Here is a 17,826-nt window from a genome sequence, read left to right on the forward strand (position 1 = left end):
AGATTCATTTCCACCTAAACGAGTCCACCTTTTTAAGATTTCCCCTCAGCATAGTCAGCACGGCTAGGAAGATTGCGAAGCCCGCCAGCACGGCCACCTGGTTGGGGACGGAGCCCAGGCCGCCGAGAAAGCCCCTGAGCAGGAAGAAGGTCGCTGCCGCTGTCCCGAGGACGGCCACCACCCTAACGTCTATCCTGAACCTCAGAGCGAAGTAGAACACCGCCCCGGCTATGAAGGCCTCGGGGACAATTATTCCGAGGAGCATGAAGGGCAGCACGAGCAGTTCGAGCCTCCCGGGCTTAACCTTTCCCCTGAGGCCGTCGTCCAGGAGGAGAACCATGGATCCCGCGAAGGCCAGAGACGTCACAAGGCCCTCGTAGGTGTACATGTCGGCTGGGGAAATTCTATCTCCCGAGTAGAGGGCGAAGATCAGGTATGCTACCAGCCCCAGATCCCTGTCCCTCAAGCTTACAAGGTACACCACCGGCGCGAGGAAGAGGATGTGGTTCCCCGTGATGATGCCCGCTATTACCACAGAGATAACCCCTATCATCTGCCCCACCCGTTGGATGCCTTCATCAGCTCGCGGAGGTAGTCGCTTGGCCCAAGGTCGATGGTTGGAGCTAAGAGGTTGAACTTTTTCAGCAGGCCTTCCCTCTGGACATAAGCCCGGTATAGCCTCTCAAGGGTCTTCTCGTCGAGTTCTCCGGAGTAGAAGAGAACCGGGTTGGGGGAGAGTATCAGGACCCTGTGGGTTCTCCTCGCCAGGGCAACGGCCCGGTAGAGCTCCCTCGGGTTGCTGAGGTCGGTTATGAAGATGATGTAGGAGGTCTGCTTTAGGAGTGAAAGGCCCTCAAAGATCCCCGTGCTTCCCTTCCTCCCTTTCTTGAGCGGGAGCACTTTGCCGAGGAACTCCCTCGCCCTCTCACCTATGCCGGTCTCGAAGTCGAACCGAAGGCTCATCCTGCCCCTTCTGCCGCGTATGGCGAGCTTCCTCCTCATCGCCTCAAGCTGTGAGGGGCCTTTACCGGGCCTCACGAGTTCGGCCCTCTCGTCGTCGTAGATAACCATCCCCACCCTGAACCTCTTAACGAGGCTCGCCGCCAGCTGGAGCGCAAGGACGGAGGCGTAGTCTATCTTGGCCATCTTCAGGCCCTTGCGCATCTCCCTCGTGTTGTCCAGGAAGATGTAAACGTCAGCGTTGCTCTCCCTCAGGAAGTCCCTGACTATAATCTCGCCCAGCCTGGCGGTGGCCTTCCAGTCTATCCTCTTGAAGTCGTCCCCGTGCTGGTATTCACGGAGATCCTTTATCTCAAGGCTCTCGGTGCCGAGGAGGACTCCCCTTTTGTAGGCCTCGGCCAGCCTGAGGTTGTAGTCGAGCCTCGCCGCGTCCCTTATGCCCTCCACACCCGGGTAGACCGTGACCTCAATTTCATCACCAACCCGGAACTCCTCAAAGTAGAGGCCCCTCTCATCCTGAACGGTGACCAGAAGCGGTTCGAGCACGAATCTGCCCTTAGCGTTGGGTTTTATCGAGTACGAGACTTCCCTCTCCTCGCCGGCGCCGAGATGGAACTCCTCAAGGCCGGAGACCTCAAATTCCCCGTTCGGGTCGGTGAGCCTCACGAAGGCCCCGCTCCCCCCGTTCCTTATCCTCACGGTGACCCTTGCGGGCTTCCCCTCCTCAAGCTGACGGCTTTCGAGAACCCTTTCACCTGTGACCTTCAGCTCAACGGCCGAGCGGATGCCGTAGACGTAGAGGAGCAGGAAGAAGCCCAGCAGAGCCGGGGCCGCGCTCTCCCCGAGGTAGCCCTCAAGGATGAGGAGAAAGGAGAGGGTAAGGATGAGGTCCTCGCGCTTCATCTTTTACACCGGGATCTCGGTCTCCTGGATGACGTCCCTTATAACATCCCCGACCCTGACCCCCTCAAGCTCGTACTCGGCCTTCAGCATCAGCCTGTGGGCGAGAACAGCGGGGGCGACCTTCTTGACGTCGTCCGGAATAACGTAGTCCCTGCCGTCGAGGAAGGCCGAGGCCTTGGCCGCGTAGAGGAGGTGCTCGCCGGCCCTGGGGGAGGCGCCGAACAGGAGCCTCTCGTCGCTCCTCGTGGCGGAGATTAGGGCATAGATGTACTCTATCATCTCGTCGCTGACGTTGACGCCCTTTACCTCCCCGATGAGGGCCATCAGCTCCTCGTGGGTTATTATGGGCTCGACGTCGTAGAACTCGCCGAGGCTCTTCCTCTTGAGGAGGGTTATCTCCTCGTCCCTGTCGGGAAAGCCTATCTCTATCTTGAGCAGAAACCTGTCGAGCTGGGCCTCAGGCAGAACGTAGACGCCCTCGTGCTCCAGGGGGTTCATGGTGGCTATCACGAGGAAAGGCTGGGGGAGCCCGTAGGTTGTTCCCTCTATGGTCACCTGCCTCTCCTGCATTGCCTCAAGGAGCGCGCTCTGAGTCTTCGGCTGGGCCCTGTTGATCTCGTCGGCGAGGACTATGTTGGCGAATACCGGGCCCTTCTTCGTCTTCCACTCACCGCTCTTCTGGTCGTAGTAGACGACACCTATTATGTCCGCCGGAAGGAGGTCGGGGGTGAGCTGTATCCTCGAAAAGCTCAGACCTATGGCATTTGCGAAGGCCTTCGCTATGGTGGTCTTCGCCACTCCTGGGATTCCCTCGATGAGAACGTGACCCTCCGAGAGGAGAGCGATGGTGAGGAGTTCGATTATATCCTCCTTTCCAACAACGGCCTTGTCGACCTCTCTTTTAAGACGCTCCATAAACTCCTTACCGTCCATGAGCACCACCTATCCTCGACCCGGTTCTGATTTCCTCCAGTATGGTTTTTAACTTATCCCCATCGAGGCCCTTCTCCTCAAGCCTGCGGATGAGCTCCTCCTGGCTAATCTCTTCCTCCCGGAAGAACCGCGCCACCAGCGAGGCAAGCCATGCCAGTATTCTTCCGGCGATGCCGCTCTCGACTATGAAGGCTATGAAAGCCACAAAAAGCACGTAGTAGAAAACCAGCTCCCTGTTGACTGCCCTTCTGATGACGATGCTCCCCGACGAGTAGGGGTTGAAGTCGGCGTGGTGGGCCTCGTCGATGTAGAACGTCTTCTTCGGAAGGCCCTCCACGAGGTTCTTCAGGAAGGGCTCGTTCTCCCGGTAGAGGGAGTTCGTGAAGATGTCCGGGTCAGAGACGAGGATTATCGTTCCCTTCCCGTAGGGTATCCTCACAACGACCGGGAAGGCACCGTAGGTTCCTCCGAGCATCGAGGCGTTGCTGGTGTAAACCAGGGCATTCTGCACGTTGAGTATGGCCGAAGGCCTGCTCATGACCAGCAGGGAGACGCCCTTCGCGAGCTCCGGATCCCTCACGTCCATGGTCACCGGAAAATCTGCGTTTTTTGAGTAGGTGAGGCTCAGCACGGGCTTCTTTGACAGCCTGACCTTCAGCCCGAGGCCTTCGAGGAGCTGGTTGCCGGTGCCGAAGTCGTCCGCTAGGAGGAGGGTGTTCCCCTTCTCAAGGAAGCTCTTGAGCTCCTCCACCTCCCCGCTGGAGAAGCCGACGTCCGGCCCCACAACGACGAGCGTCCCCTCAAGGTCTTCCAGCCCAACGGAGTCGTAGGGGGCCAGTATTGGCGTTACCTCGCCGTTAGTGTAGAGGAGCCTTCCAAAGCTTGAAAGGCCGTTCCACTTCGTGTTGAGCACGCTGTAGGGGGCGTCGCTCTTGAAGACCGGAACGGAGAGGGGCATCACTATGAGGCCTATGCCGACCACGAGCAGTATGCCGTAGAACACCCTGTTCACAGTTCATCCCTCACGAAGACCCCTATGATCACAAGGGAGGCGTGCCTGATGGCCCCCAGGATATCCCTCGCGCTCAGACCCTTTCTTCCATAGACGTGTCTCTCGTGGAGCCGGGTTAATGCTGCGAGGCTGCCGGCAAAGGGCTCGGACCCAAGGAGCGAGAGGAGCTCCCTTGGGGTGGTGGACTTAGGGAGGCCGTAGACCCTCTTCAGCAGGCCGTACACGACCCTGTAGGCCCTCCTCAGGTCGGGCTTCCCCCCGGGAGGGACTCCTTCTCCGGACGCATGAACATTCGCAACGGCCCCTTTCCTTTCCCCACTCCCCGGTTTTTTCCGGGTGACTAACCTGTAGGCAACGAACGCTGTAAGGAGGGATACGATGAAGAGCAGGAACCTCCGGGTGTAGTCTATCAGAACCGCCTCAAGGACGAGGACGTTTGAGGCCGCGGGGGCCAGCTCATCGCTCCCGCTGAAGTAGACATAGACTTCATGCCGTCCGGGTGGAAGCCTAACGACAAACGTGAAGTTTCCCCTGGCTTTTAAACTGGAATGGGGCTTTCCGTCGACGTAGACCGTCAGGGACAGTTCATAGGGGCCATAGACGGTGCCCCTTATTGGAACGTCCTCGCCGGCCTTGACCTGGCTTCCCTCCTGAAACAGTCTTATAACCGGCCTGTCCTTTGCTGGGAGGAGTGTAAGCACGAGGGAGCTTTCCATCCTTATCCCATCGCCCGGGAAGGTCAGCGTTGCGTTGGTCTCCTTTGAGAGGTTTCCAATGGAGAACCGGAAGCTCCCGTTTTCATCGGTTATCCCGTAGTACGTCTCGTTGCCAACGCTCAGGATTATCCTCTTCCATGGAATCCCCTCACCGAAGTAGTCTAAGAGGTAGCCCTCAACGGTGATTCCCTGCGAAACGCTCTCGCTGGCCAGTATCTTTGTGGGGATCTCTCCAACGGACACGTTCACGGTGTTTGAGAAGACCTCCCTCGTCCCGTTGAGGGCCAGCGCCCGAGCCTGGTAAACGCCGGGTCTCTTGAAGGAAACCTCAAGGTGGAACATCCCGTTGGTGACGTTTGCCCGGTACTCCCTCCCGTTTATAAGAAGGCGCACGTCCTCAAGGCCAAGGGTGAAGCCGTAGAATGTCACGTTTTCGTAGGCGTACGGGGTTGGGTTGGACACCGAGAGCGTAAAGTTTTCGGGAACCTGCACCTGATCAAGAAGCCTTTCGTACCTTTCGACCAGGAGCTCAAGCTCCCCCAGTCTCGCGTACAGCTCACCCACATCGAAGGCCAGCCGGGTGCCGTTCGGCCCGGTCAGGGTTACCGAGGATATTGAATCAATCGCTGAACGGCAATCCCTCAGACCGACCTTCATCCCTATTACCGCGCCCCTGGCGCCGGCGTAGTTGCCCTCCCCAAAGGCTTCCCCAAAGAGCTCGTTCCCTGAGGCGATCCTGAAGGCACACGACCCCAGCTGGACGAAGTCGGGAGCTATCTCAAGGGCGTTTTTTCCAATTCCTGCGGAGGAGTACGTTATTAGGGTCTCGTAGGTGGCGTTTAGTTGAGCGTATAGCTCAGTGGCCATCTCAACGGTGCCGTTCCCCCCATTGAGGATTCCAGAGAACAGGGCGTTAAACTCCCCCAGAAAGGAGTCAAAGTAGAGATATGCCCCGTAATCGTTAGAACCTGCCGTCAGGTAGTCCGAACCCTCGGCCACAGCAATGCCCGAGCCTAGAACCATCATGGAGATGAGCAGGAAAGGGGCCAGCTTCCTCATTTTAATCAACAACTCATGGTAAGACAAATCTTTTAAGGTTAATGGTTGTTGTGAGGCTGGGGGAGAGGATGGAAGTGAAGAACATCGTGGGTGCTTCCTTGCTCGCGGCCGGCGGCTCTCTGGCCGTTTACGGCTTTCTCAACCTCATAACCAGCTACATAAACCTTGGAATAGCCGGGATGTTCCTGGGGGCCGTTGTACTCACGTTCAAATCGTCAGAGTATGTAAAAAAAGATGCTATAAGGCTGGTCCTAAGCTCCTACGGGAGGTTCTCCAACTCCTTTGTGGATAATCTAAGACTGGAAGGAAACGCCGTCTACATACCACCTTTCGAGAACCTTCCAGAGGGAGGTGTCTTCGTCCCCCTCCACGAGGATTTCGAACTCGACCTGGCGAGGATAGACGAGGAGACCGTTTTTCTGACGGAGATCCCGAACGACCGGGCCATGGGACTCTTCCTCGGGCCGTTGGGGATTGAGCTTGTAAAGAAGTACGAGGAGCACCTGGAGTACTCTCTGGCCGGTACGGGACCCGGGGAGGTCGAGGCGACCGCCGGTTCCGTGCTCAAGGCCCTCGGACTGGCCGGGAGGGTCTACATAGAAGAAGTCGAGAACGGCTTCCGGGTGATCCTCCAGCCAACCATCCCCTGCGATGCGGGGACATGTGAAAAGATGCCCTGCCCCGTGTGTTCCTCGGTGCTGCTCGCCCTTGCGAGGGCCACTGGCGAGCTCATCCACGTGGAAAAGGTCGAGGAAAAGGACTATGGAATAGAGATATCTGCAAGAAAGCTGGGAGGAGTTGAGGAATGGATGTAGATGACTACGTGGTGCTCTTCATTTCCCTGTGGGTTCTCGTCTCAGCGCTGGCCGCGGGGAGCGTTGACGTGTTCCTGACGCTGACGCTGATAGGCCTGCTGATAACCCTGGAGGTTGGCGGCCTCTTCATGAGCAGGGAGCAGAAGGAGAGCCTGAAGCCCATGGTCGAACTACTCCTCCTGATCTTTGCCGTGATAGTCGTTAAAAAGGTGTACGAGGTGCTCAGCGGTGCCTGAAGAACCTAAGGGTCCGTGGAGACACTGGGATATGCTCACCATCATTGCCCTCTCCCTCCTCCTGGATTTCCTGATCTACGCCTTTCCGGAGAGCCTGGCAAGGAAGGCACTGGGGCTCGCCTTCGTCCTCTTCTTCCCGGGCTACGTCTTCATAACCGCCCTGTTCCCCGAAAGGAAGGAGCTGGACAACTTAGAAAGGCTCGCCCTCAGCTTCGGCCTCAGCATAGCCATCGTCCCGCTCATAGGCTTAGCATTAAACTACACACCCTGGGGCATAAGGCTCATCCCGATACTCGTCAGCCTAACGGTCTTCAACGTTGCCTTCTCGCTCATAGCCATCTACCGCCGTTCGAAGGCATTCGAGCCATGGATTCCATGGATAACTATCGAGGACGTGAAGAGAGAACTTGAGTGGGAAAGCTCAAGCAAACTCGACAAGGCCTTGACTGCCATCCTGATTATAGCGATAATAACCTCCATCGGGACGCTCGCCTACGTGGTCACCCACCCCAAGCCCGGCGAGGCCTTCACCGAGTTCTATATCCTCGGACCGGAAGGGATGGCAGATAACTATCCCACTGACCTGTTCGTCGGGGAGAACGGGACGGTAATCATCGGCATAGTCAACCACGAGCACCGTAACGTAACCTACTACGTCCAGATATGGCTCGTCAATCTCACCTGGGACAACGCAACTAACACGACGATAATCCACGAGATGTACCCCATGCCCGGCTGGTTCAACGTGACACTGCCGAACGTCCCCGTGAACATAGAGGGCAACTGGACGCCGCAGTTCGAGACCAACTACACCTTCAGCATAGACAGGCCCGGCAGATGGCAGGTCTGGTTCCTCCTCTTCAAAGACAGCCCTCCGGAACTTCCCGCGGCGCCTCCCGACGGCAACTACGCGGAAACGGACGCCAAAAACCTCATCATTGAAGCCATAAACGGCACAATCCAGTCCCTAAAACTCAACGTGAACGTCAGGCCGTGAGCCCATTCTTACCATTTTAAGAGAAAATTTTATAAGCTCTTCTTGCGTAATCTCTTCGACCTACCACACAAGGTGGTGCTGTATGAAACATAAAGAAGTTGTAGCAATAGGCCTCCTCGCGGCCCTGCTGGTGCTAGCCGGGCCCGCCAAGTCGCTCTTCACGGACATGGCCATATCAGAGAACAACGAGATAAGCTCCGGAGAGTTCGACATAGCCCTAAGCAAAGACGGAAACAGGTTCTACAACGACCTCAGGCTCTTTGAGTTCTCGAACCTCAAGCCCGGCGATGAGAGGACGTTCACATTCTACGTCAAAAACCGCGGCGACATCGACGTTTCCAGGCTGAGCATGATCCTCGACGTCAGAGACCTCGAAGACGGCTCCATGAGTCCGGCGGAGAAGGCCGTTGACAACACGACCGATGTCGGAGAGCTGAGCGGGTATCTAATTGTGGAGGAGCTGAAGGTGTACCGCGGCAACGATTCATGGACGGTTGACTCAGTAAAGGGCAAGAGCCTAAGGGATATCAGCGGAGAAGGGATAGGGCTTATTGACAAGCCGCTCAAGGAGGACGAGACGCTGAGAGTTGTCATGACGGTGAAGTTCTCGGAAAAAGCAGGCAACGAGTGCCAGACCGACAGGGTGGTTGTGGACATGAAGCTCAACGCCGAGCAGTGAACTTTTAAACCCTCCCTCCATTCTTTTTCCATGCTGAGGAAAATCGGCCTCATCTTCGACATGGACGGCGTAATCTACCGCGGAAACGAGCCCGTTGAAGGCGCCCGCGAGCTGATAAACTTTCTAAAGGAGGAGGGGGTTCACTTCATCTTCCTCACCAACAACTCAACCAGAGACCCCGCCATGTACCGGGAAAAGTTGCTCTCGATGGGGATCGATATCCCGGAGGACCTTATAGTCACCTCAGGCCTCGCCACCAGGCTGTACATGGAGCGTCATATGGAACCCGGGAGGGTTTTCGTCATAGGCGGTGAGGGGCTTCACCGGGAGATGGAGCGCCTCGACTGGGGAGTCGTTACCGTTGAGGAATGCAGAGAGGGTTCATGGAGGGACGTGAAACACGTCGTCGTCGGCCTCGACCCGGCCTTAACCTACGAGAAGCTCAAGTACGCCACGCTGGCGATAAGGAACGGGGCGAGCTTCATAGGCACCAACCCGGACACCACCTACCCGGCGGAGGAGGGCCTCTATCCCGGCGCAGGCTCAATAATAGCCGCACTGAGGGCCTCAACCGATGTCGAGCCCCTGATAATAGGCAAGCCAAACGAGCCGGCCTACGAGGTGGCGAGGAACAAGCTCGACGGTGTCGATGAGATATGGATGGTCGGCGACAGGCTCGACACCGACATCCTCTTCGCCAGGCGCTTCGGCATGAAGGCGGTGATGGTCCTGACAGGTGTGAGCACTCTGAGGGACGTTGAAGAGAGGGGGATAGAGCCAGACCTCGTTCTGCCGAGCGCTAAGGAACTCCTCGAATACCTGAAAACCCTCATGGAGGAAGCCCAATGAAACTTGGGGAACTCCTAGAAAGGCTCATATGGCAGGAGAACGAGCTCTACAACCTCCACAAGCTCGGCGAGACCTTCGCCACCTTCGAGAGGCCGGAACTGGTAGAGACCTTCCAGCTGATGGCCGAGGAAGAGCTAAGGCACAGGAAGACCCTCGAAGGGATGCTCTCCGAGGGGACGCTGGAGGAAACGGCGGTCATAGACTACCTCGACTCACTCTCCCTCGAACCCATGCTGAGCGACGAGAGGGCAAAGCCGGAGAGCCTTGAGGAGCTGGTTCTCGAAGCCCTCGTGAGGGAAAAGCACGCATACGAGCTCTACACGAGGCTCTCCAAAATACTGGACGGCTCCCTGGGACACATATTCAAAATGATGGCCGGAGAAGAGCTTAAACACGCCTACAGGCTCAAACTGGTCTATGAGGGCCTTTGACGTTTGGATAAATTATCCGACATCTCCCTTTTCTACCACCTTACATACCAGGCAAAGTTGGGGGCATAAATTCGTCACCCCGGCAACTTCCAACGGGGTAAGGTATATGTAGGGGTGGCCGGCATAGACTTTTGCTGATGCTTCTACTAATGGGGGCGACGATAAACAGCTGTATGTCAGGGGTGTTTATATGCCGGTTGAAAAAGTGATGAAAAGGGACGGCAGGATTGTCCCGTTCGATAAAGAGCGTATAAAATGGGCTATACAAAGGGCAATGCTTGAAGTCGGCGTCCGCGACGAGAAGCTCCTTAACAAAGTTGTCAGGAGGGTCGTCAGGAGGGTCAACGAACTCTACGACGGACAGGTTCCCCACATAGAGAACATCCAGGATATAGTTGAGCTGGAGCTCATGCGCGCCGGACTCTTTGATGTCGCAAAGGCATACATACTCTACCGCAAGAAGAAGGCCGAGATAAGGGAGGAGAAGAAGAAAATCCTCAACAAGGACAAGCTGGACGAAATAGACAAGCGCTTCTCCATCAACGCCCTCCGCGTTCTGGCGAGCAGGTACCTGATAAAGAACGAGAAAGGAGAGATAGTTGAGAGCCCCAGGGAGCTCTTCGAGCGTGTCGCGATTCTCTCAGTCATCCCGGATCTGCTCTACGATGAAAGGGTTTTTGATAGGGAAGGGAACCACGAGCAGGACTTGAGCAGGGTAGAGCACTACATGGGCATGCTCGACGAGTACGACGGAAAGCTCTCCATCGGAAGGTTCAAGCTCAACAAGTACCACTTCGAGAGGCTGCTCAACCTCTACCGCGAGTTAGCGGAGAAGGGCCAGATGAAGGTGCCGATCGACGATGTAATAAAGATGCTCGAAAACGGCGCCTTTGATGACTATGAGGGCGAAGTCGAGGAGTACTTCAGGCTGATGACGAGCCAGATATTCATGCCGAACACACCGGCGCTCATCAACTCAGGAAGACCCCTCGGTATGCTCTCGGCGTGCTTCGTGGTGCCGATAGAGGACGACATGGAGAGCATAATGAAGGCCGCCCACGATGTGGCCATGATACAGAAGATGGGCGGCGGAACTGGCCTCAACTTCTCCAAACTCCGCCCAGAGGGGGACCTGGTCGGAACCACCACCGGAGCCGCCTCCGGCCCGGTCAGCTTCATGCACCTCATAGATGCGGTCAGCGACGTCATCAAGCAGGGCGGTGTAAGGCGCGGAGCGAACATGGGCATCCTTGAGGTCTGGCACCCGGACATAGAGAAGTTTATCCACGCGAAGGAAAAGAACGTTGGAACCAACGTGCTCAGCAACTTCAACATCAGCGTGGGCATCTGGGCCGACTTCTGGGAGGCGCTGAGAGAGGGCAAGCGCTACCCGCTCGTCAACCCGAGGACGGGAGAGAAGGTCAAGGAAATCGACCCCAAGAGCCTGTTTGAAGAACTCGCCTACATGGCCTGGGCCAAGGCAGACCCCGGTGTGGTCTTCTTCGACGTCATCAACAAGAGGAACGTTCTGGAGCCGGCTAAGGGCGAGAAAATCCGCGCAACTAACCCATGCGGGGAAGAGCCCCTCTACGACTACGAATCGTGCAATTTGGCAAGCATAAACCTCGCAAAGTTCGTGAAGTACGACGAGGAAGGTAGGCCCTACTTCGACTGGGACGAGTATGCCTATGTAATCCAGAAGGTCGCCAAGTACCTTGACAACGCCATCGACGTCAACAAGTTCCCGCTGCCTGAGATAGACCACAACACCAAGCTGACGAGAAGGATAGGAGTCGGAATGATGGGGCTGGCGGACACACTCTTCAAGCTCGGCATTCCCTACAACAGCAAAGAGGGCTACGACTTCATGAGGAAGGCCACCGAGTACCTCACATTCTACGCCTACAAATACTCCGTCGAGGCAGCGAAGAAGCGCGGGCCCTTCCCGCTCTACGAGAAGTCCGCTTATAAAGACGGCGAGCTTCCGGTTGAGGGCTTCTACCACCGCGAAATATGGAACCTCCCCTGGGACAAGCTGGCCGAGGAAATCAAGCGCCATGGAGTTAGAAACGGGATGGTCACCACTTGCCCGCCGACGGGTTCGGTTTCCATGATAGCCGACACCTCCAGCGGAATCGAACCGATATTTGCCCTCGTCTATAAGAAGAGCGTAACCGTTGGAGAGTTCTACTACGTCGACCCGGTCTTCGAGTCCGAGCTGAAGAAGAGGGGACTGTACAGCGACGAGATACTCAGGAAGATAAGCGACAACTACGGCTCGGTCCAGGGTCTTGAGGAGATCCCCGAGGACATGCAGCGCGTTTTCGTTACCTCGATGGACATCCACTGGCTCGACCACATCTTAGCCCAGGCGAACATCCAGCTCTGGCTCACCGACAGCGCGAGTAAAACAATAAACATGCCGAACGACGCCACCGTCGAGGACGTTAAGGCTGCCTATCTCCTCGCCTACAAGCTCGGCTGCAAGGGAATAACGGTCTACCGCGACGGCTCGCTCTCGGTGCAGGTCTACAGTGTTGAGGGCGAGAAGAAGCAGCGCGTCAAGGCCAAGCCGAGCGCCTACGCGGTGGAGAAGCTTAAGGCTGTCGTTGAGGCCGAGCCCTGGCTCTCGAAGTTCATCAACGTCGAGGCCATACTCAACGGCACCAACGGGAAGGAGAAAACAGAGAACGCAGGCATAACCTTCTCGATAAGCAGGCCCGTTGCGGCAAAGCCGAAGCACGAACACCCGCACCACGCCGAGAAGCCGGACGTGCCAGAGGATAAAATAAAGGAGCTCCTCGGCGTTGCCTACTGTCCTGTCTGCTACGAGAGCGACGGAGAGCTCGTCGAGCTTAAGATGGAGAGCGGGTGCGCCACCTGCCCGCGCTGCGGATGGAGCAAGTGCGTTATAAGCTGAGGCCATTCTCCTCCTTTCTCAGCTTTTATACCCCATTTCTTCGAGGCGTATCTTGTAAGTCCTGTGAAAGAAGAAGACCGTCGCAATGACAATTATGGGCAGGGCGTATTGAGAGGGTATCGGAAGGAAGGCCACCAGGGCCACGGAGAGTATGTAATAGGCCATCGTCCTCTTGCTGCGACGGTACTTCTCGGCGATTTTCCTCTGTCTTGGGTTCCGCATCAGGGCAAAGTATATTGCCAAATAAAAGCCCGCTCCATAGATAAAATTTCGGACGCCTTCCCAGCTAAAACCCGGAAACCTTTCCGAAAGCGGGGTTGCAATCACGTAAACGGCGAACACAATGGGTATGAAGAGATAAATAAAGAGAAACTCTCCCCAGAACTCACTCAGGACTTCTCTCATGCTCATTCATTAGTCCCTCCAATGCTCAATGCACCAGGAGGCCAATAGTCAGGTAATGAAATATAAGCATCCACAGGATCAGCGGCCCACATTCCATCTCTGACAACACCAAAGTTCTCTAGTGCCCATGAGACCGCCCGATCTACGGCAAATTCTACTACTCTTGAAACTACTGTCCCCACTATTGGATCCTTTAATATTACTGTGGTAGCACCATTGGCTATTAGGCCAGCCACATCGGTAGTAACATCTTCCAGCCACTTATTTCCAAAGGTATGCACATAGGTCATGTAAGTAGTGATTGCGCCACCTCTTCCAAGCAGATACTCTGTATTTATATCATACATAACTTGAATAACCCCACGCTTAATCTGGTCACCAACTTTAAAAGTCAACTGGTGTTCAAGAACCCCACTATTCCAATCAAAGCTGGTATCGTCTGCAGTTTTTACAACATCATGATTACCAAAAGCGCTACCCGACTCCAGCTGACCACCCCACACATCCACTGGCCTCACAAGAAGGTTTTCACTAGTCTTTCCAACTACAGTAGTGATGGAAATAACGTCCATATCCCCACTATCCGCCAAATCCTCTGTTAGATCCCATTCCCAATAATAGTCAATGAACAAAGTGGCATATTGTTGTTGGAGAAGATACTCAATAGTAAGTGTAAGATCACTCTGTGACACCCATGTGTCAGGATGAGGCAAGTCCTTACCAAATTTTTGAGACTCTACTAAAGAAATTCTTCCCGACACAGGAATACTGAAAGTCTTTTTAATTTCTCCAAGTTTAACAATTCCATATTTCTCCAACAGCATATCCGCTTCCCTCGTCCGTTCTTGTGCTTTTAGCTCTACATACTCCTTCATAACTTGCTTTAAAATGTCCTTTGTAATCCTTGGCTCATATCCCTTCATGCTTGATGCCTCAATTGGTATGGCCCCAATACCAAACACTAGTAGTACTAATATCATGCTACCCAAGATCCTGCGGTTCATATAGACCACCTTTCCAACATTTTCATTACATTTGTTGATGACCCAACATATAAGCTTTTCTGTTTACTAAAAGTAATTTCTTTTTCTTTTTTTTTTCAGTAGTGTTTTTTTCTAATTATGGTTTATCTGAGACTTTGAGGCAAAAGAAAGATGAGTAAGCTGATGAACAAATAGCACAACTACACATTAATTCGAAACATGTTCTCAAATATCACCAAAAATTGATTTTGACATTTTCCTGCCAACGGAGGCTTTTTAAGCCGAGGACTTTAACTTCTATCCATCACCCGAAAGCCTTAAGTTGTGAGGGTCAAAACTCACGCTATTCGGAGGTGTTGACATGGACAAGGTTTACCTCACCTGGTGGCAGGTGGACAGGGCGATATTCGCGCTTGCCGATAAGTTGAGGGAGTATAAACCCGACGTCATAGTCGGCATAGCGAGGGGAGGACTCATCCCGGCCGTGAGGCTCAGCCACATACTTGGCGATATTGAGGTCAAGGTCATCGACGTCAAGTTCTACAAGGACATCGAGGAGAGGATGGAGAAGCCGCTCATAACCATCCCCCTCCACGGCTCGCTGGAGGGCAAGAAAGTCGTTATCGTTGACGACGTCAGCGACACCGGGAAGACCCTCGAAGTCGTCATCGATGAGGTCAAGAAGGCCGGCGCATCGGATGTTAAAGTGGCCTGCCTCAGCATGAAGCCCTGGACGAAGGTGGTTCCCGACTTCTACGTCTTCCGCACGGACAAGTGGATAGTCTTCCCCTGGGAGGAGTTCCCGGTTGTCGTGAGAGAATGAGGTTTCTTTTTTGCACTTTCTTTGCATCGCCATGCAACTCCTTTACTCAGGCTTCTTTTGAAAAGTTCTAAGAGGAAAACTCGCATTAGAATAAATTCATGCTCGAAAATAAAGGGAAGAATTTTTACTAAGAGTAAACGGAAAAGGTTATAAAGGATAAATCATCCAAATAGTAATGCAAAAACTATAAGGATGTGAACTCCATGCGGTGGAAGTCGTTGTTCGCAGTCCTGTTGGGACTGCTAATGATTGGAGTGACGGCTGAAAGTGCAAGTGCAACTGCGAATATTAATAAGCAGCCGACAGATACCCCACTAATATTAACGGTTCAGAGTTTGAGCCCAATAGAGAAAAAGAATGTTCTTCTCCTTGCCCAAAGGGACCTAAGGAAATTGGGAGTATCTTCAGTCTCTGTAGATGCGTTGTCAGGAGTTAAGAGTGAAGGGAAGTATGTTTTCTTCATAAACACTTCAAAAGGTATTGTGGTAGGAACATATGATGGCAGTTCACTCAGCATGGCGTTAGTAACATATTATACTTCCAACAAGATCACAGTGAAAGTAGTAACAAACGGACAAGTTCACTATGAATATTATGACGCTACAGTCATCAACACTCTTAAGCAAACAATCTCCAAGTCAAGTGTCCTCAACTACAAAACTATTGGATACGACATTGGCACCACAGTAAGGGCACCTAAAGAGAGTGAAACAATACTTCCCCAGTGGCACTATGAACAACACTGGTGGGGATGGAAACTTACTTTAAATGAGCATGAAACCCAAATGCTACTAGATTTCATGGGAATAGGAATCGCCGGTGGAGGAACCAAAATAGGGAGGGCTGCACTTATCGCATTTTTAGAAAGAATCGGTATCACAGTAGCAGAAAGTATCCTAATGGGGATAGCAGAGGCACTTATATTAGCAGGTGCATACATTAAAGTAGTTGATGACCTAGGGGGTAATAAAGGAATATATATCAAGCAAGTGTTAGGAGGCCCTATCATAATATGGCATAACTAAGAGGTGGGAAAATGAACTACAGGACAATTTTGGATTTCCTAATCTTTCTTTATATTCTAGTGATATTTGTTCTGAAGCACACAAAGTCAAAACGTGGGGACAGTTTGCCACTGGATATCATGTGGGAGATTGGAGTAATAGCGTTCATTCTGATGTGGCTTCTAGGATGGTGAAGATTTCATTTTTAAGAATTCGAAACCTCTTTAACCCCCTCCCCCAACTTTTCTCGGTGGTGGTATGAGGGCGTTCATAGCCATTGAGGTTAGCGACGAAGTCCGCGACAACCTCATGAAAGCCCAGGAGAGGATAGGGAGCAAAGCGGCGAAGATAAAGTTCGTCGAGAGGGAGAACTTCCACGTTACCCTAAAGTTCCTCGGCGAGATTGATGAGGTTTTAGCGGAGGAGGTCAAGAAGGCGTTAGCCGAGATAGCTAAGAAACATAAGAAGCACCGCGTTAAAGTGAAGGGCATCGGCGTCTTCCCGAACCCGAACTACGTCCGCGTAATCTGGGCTGGAATAGAGAACGACGATGGGATAAAGGCGATAGCGAAGGACGTCGAGCGGGAAATGAGGAGGCTCGGCTTCAAGAAAGACAAGGACTTCGTGGCGCACATAACCATAGGCAGGGTGAAGTTCGTCAGGGACAAGCTGGAGCTGGCGATGGCCCTCAAAGAGCTCGCCAACGAGGATTTCGGAGAGTTCGATGTCGAGGCCATAGAGCTGAAGAAGAGCACGCTTACACCGAAGGGCCCGATCTATGAGACCGTTGCGAGGTTCGAGCTGGCCGAGTGAAGTTGGAAGAGGAAGAACGGAACGGGAATTATTGCGAGATTCCTGGATTCAATGAACTCAAGGTCAGTTTTAGAAAGTAAAATTTTGTTCCTTACCCCAACTCTCGGGAAGTCAGATGGGGAGACACTACGGCGCCATTTCACTTCAATGCCCATGTTTCCGGCTATGAAATCAATTTCCTTTGAGCCATAGAAGTAGTAAGTAGGGAAAAGCCTCTTGAGGTGCTCTCCAACGACACCCTCAATGAGCCTCGAATCGTCAACGGCTACACCGAAGAGCTTCGAGAACGTCCTAATTAACAGAGGGTCGAGGAAATAAAACTTGCGCTCCCTCCTGAAGAGGGGAGTCATATCATGGAGCCTAACCTGGAAGTAGTTCCGCCCGATGAATAACTCCTCAAAGAGCTCTAAGTAATCCCTGACCGTCACATGGGAGCCTATCTCAAGCTCTTTGGCAAGGGAATTGAGGCTAACCCTGTCGCCGTAGCGTCTGAGCAGGCCAAGGATCAGTGAGAGCGCAATCCTCTCGCTCCTGCCCAGTTTTACAACGTCGAGTATGGTTGCGTTGTAAACCATCTCGTAGGTTTCCGGGGGGATTTCCCCCCCAAGAAGCTCGTAGATTGAACTGGGATAACCGCCAGAGGACAGGTATAGATCAAAGGCCCCAAGAAGTTCATCGAGGAAGGGGTATAACTCAAGAGAGTTTTCGTAGAACTCTCTTGGCGTCTTAGGATTGGGATGTGGAAGCTCAAGCCCCCTCAGCTTGGGCCTGTAAATGGACGCAACGAGCCTGAAATCAAGCGGAAGGAACTCCTCGATCCTAATACTTCTCCCGGGGAAGCTCTCCCTTTTTAAACCTGCCGAGGTGGAGCCCGTAACCTGAAGAACCATCCTTGACGCCAGTGGGGAATCCAGCAGAAACTTAACCGCCCGTTCCCAGTCGCCGACAAAAGTAACCTCATCGAGAAACACGTAGGCTTCTCCAGGGGTTCTTCTCAGAAAGGAGCGTACCAGGGACACAATTTCCTTGTAATCCCTCAGAAGGTCACCGGAGAAGTAAAGAATGTTCCTTGGATTAACTCCCGACTCGATTAGGTTCAGTATCGACAGCTTCATATAGGTTGTCTTCCCGACCTGTCTGGGCCCGATGAGAACCTTGTTTACGGGCTCAAAACGGTAGAAGAGCCTGGGCTTCTTCGAGAGCGCCCGCTTAACCCTCTCGTCGAGATAAATCGAATCTTCGTCGCTCCACCAGGGATTCTGAACAAGGGCGAGGTCTTCCATGTTCA

General features: G+C 53.6%; 19 protein-coding genes. 11 read left to right on the top strand and 8 right to left on the bottom strand.

Annotated features, from left to right (window positions below):
- Positions 1–4: 4 nt before the first annotated feature.
- The 5 genes from NUS69_RS08015 to NUS69_RS08035 are packed head-to-tail and all read right to left on the bottom strand — an operon-like array spanning position 5 to position 5,583.
- Entirely contained in the window at positions 5–553 is a 549-nt protein-coding gene (locus NUS69_RS08015; protein WP_258083291.1) for a hypothetical protein, read from the bottom strand.
- Positions 550–1,863 (bottom strand): DUF58 domain-containing protein, encoded by a 1,314-nt coding sequence (locus NUS69_RS08020; RefSeq protein ID WP_258083292.1) that lies wholly within the window; start codon positions 1,861–1,863, stop codon positions 550–552. Before NUS69_RS08020 ends, NUS69_RS08015 begins: the two co-directional genes overlap by 4 nt.
- Positions 1,864–1,866: 3 nt before the next feature.
- On the bottom strand, positions 1,867–2,796 hold the full coding sequence (locus NUS69_RS08025) for an AAA family ATPase (protein WP_258083293.1): 930 nt from the start codon (positions 2,794–2,796) through the stop codon (positions 1,867–1,869).
- The gene (locus tag NUS69_RS08030; protein WP_258083294.1) at positions 2,786–3,808 is read right to left on the bottom strand and encodes a DUF4350 domain-containing protein; all 1,023 of its coding nucleotides are present in this window, start codon (positions 3,806–3,808) and stop codon (positions 2,786–2,788) included. The genes NUS69_RS08025 and NUS69_RS08030 overlap by 11 nt, the downstream gene beginning before the upstream one ends.
- Complete coding sequence (locus NUS69_RS08035; protein ID WP_407704656.1) at positions 3,805–5,583, bottom strand: DUF4129 domain-containing protein; 1,779 nt, start codon at positions 5,581–5,583, stop codon at positions 3,805–3,807. The genes NUS69_RS08030 and NUS69_RS08035 overlap by 4 nt, the downstream gene beginning before the upstream one ends.
- Before the next feature lie 41 nt (positions 5,584–5,624).
- Here NUS69_RS08035 and NUS69_RS08040 point away from each other — a divergent pair, with 41 nt between their 5' ends.
- The 7 genes from NUS69_RS08040 (at position 5,625) to NUS69_RS08070 (ending at position 12,510) form a co-directional block, all read left to right on the top strand.
- A complete protein-coding gene (locus tag NUS69_RS08040; RefSeq protein ID WP_258083296.1) occupies positions 5,625–6,398 on the top strand; it encodes a hypothetical protein in 774 nt (257 codons plus the stop codon).
- Entirely contained in the window at positions 6,389–6,634 is a 246-nt protein-coding gene (locus NUS69_RS08045) for a hypothetical protein (RefSeq protein ID WP_258083297.1), read from the top strand. Before NUS69_RS08040 ends, NUS69_RS08045 begins: the two co-directional genes overlap by 10 nt.
- 31 nt (positions 6,635–6,665) lie before the next feature.
- Entirely contained in the window at positions 6,666–7,631 is a 966-nt protein-coding gene (locus NUS69_RS08050) for a DUF1616 domain-containing protein (RefSeq protein WP_258085053.1), read from the top strand.
- A gap of 82 nt (positions 7,632–7,713) precedes the next feature.
- Entirely contained in the window at positions 7,714–8,310 is a 597-nt protein-coding gene (locus tag NUS69_RS08055) for a TasA family protein (protein ID WP_258083298.1), read from the top strand.
- A 30-nt stretch (positions 8,311–8,340) separates the two neighbouring features.
- Entirely contained in the window at positions 8,341–9,159 is an 819-nt protein-coding gene (locus NUS69_RS08060; RefSeq protein WP_258083299.1) for an HAD-IIA family hydrolase, read from the top strand.
- Positions 9,156–9,590, top strand: coding sequence for a ferritin family protein (locus NUS69_RS08065; RefSeq protein WP_258083300.1), 435 nt, complete (start codon positions 9,156–9,158; stop codon positions 9,588–9,590). Before NUS69_RS08060 ends, NUS69_RS08065 begins: the two co-directional genes overlap by 4 nt.
- Before the next feature lie 190 nt (positions 9,591–9,780).
- A complete protein-coding gene (locus NUS69_RS08070) occupies positions 9,781–12,510 on the top strand; it encodes an adenosylcobalamin-dependent ribonucleoside-diphosphate reductase (protein WP_258083301.1) in 2,730 nt (909 codons plus the stop codon).
- An 18-nt stretch (positions 12,511–12,528) separates the two neighbouring features.
- Here the strand turns inward: NUS69_RS08070 and NUS69_RS08075 are convergent, their stop codons facing one another.
- Complete coding sequence (locus NUS69_RS08075) at positions 12,529–12,921, bottom strand: hypothetical protein (RefSeq protein ID WP_258083302.1); 393 nt, start codon at positions 12,919–12,921, stop codon at positions 12,529–12,531.
- Positions 12,918–13,919, bottom strand: a complete 1,002-nt coding sequence (locus tag NUS69_RS08080) for a hypothetical protein (RefSeq protein ID WP_258083303.1) — start codon at positions 13,917–13,919, stop codon at positions 12,918–12,920. The genes NUS69_RS08075 and NUS69_RS08080 overlap by 4 nt, the downstream gene beginning before the upstream one ends.
- 340 nt (positions 13,920–14,259) lie before the next feature.
- Between NUS69_RS08080 and NUS69_RS08085 the strand changes: the two genes are divergently transcribed.
- The 4 genes from NUS69_RS08085 (at position 14,260) to thpR (ending at position 16,538) form a co-directional block, all read left to right on the top strand.
- Entirely contained in the window at positions 14,260–14,721 is a 462-nt protein-coding gene (locus NUS69_RS08085) for a phosphoribosyltransferase (RefSeq protein WP_258083304.1), read from the top strand.
- 218 nt (positions 14,722–14,939) lie between these two features.
- Positions 14,940–15,746: a hypothetical protein gene (locus NUS69_RS08090; protein WP_258083305.1), complete on the top strand. Its 807-nt coding sequence runs from the start codon at positions 14,940–14,942 to the stop codon at positions 15,744–15,746.
- Positions 15,747–15,757: 11 nt separating this feature from the next.
- Positions 15,758–15,919, top strand: coding sequence for a hypothetical protein (locus NUS69_RS08095; RefSeq protein ID WP_258083306.1), 162 nt, complete (start codon positions 15,758–15,760; stop codon positions 15,917–15,919).
- Positions 15,920–15,983: 64 nt separating this feature from the next.
- Positions 15,984–16,538 (top strand): RNA 2',3'-cyclic phosphodiesterase, encoded by a 555-nt coding sequence (thpR, locus tag NUS69_RS08100; protein WP_258083307.1) that lies wholly within the window; start codon positions 15,984–15,986, stop codon positions 16,536–16,538.
- Here thpR and NUS69_RS08105 read toward each other — a convergent pair.
- Positions 16,502–17,821 (bottom strand): ATP-binding protein, encoded by a 1,320-nt coding sequence (locus NUS69_RS08105; RefSeq protein WP_258085054.1) that lies wholly within the window; start codon positions 17,819–17,821, stop codon positions 16,502–16,504. The genes thpR and NUS69_RS08105 overlap by 37 nt on opposite strands.
- Positions 17,822–17,826: the final 5 nt, after the last annotated feature.

It is taken from the genome of Thermococcus thermotolerans (assembly GCF_024707485.1).
GTDB classification, from domain to species: domain Archaea; phylum Methanobacteriota_B; class Thermococci; order Thermococcales; family Thermococcaceae; genus Thermococcus; species Thermococcus thermotolerans.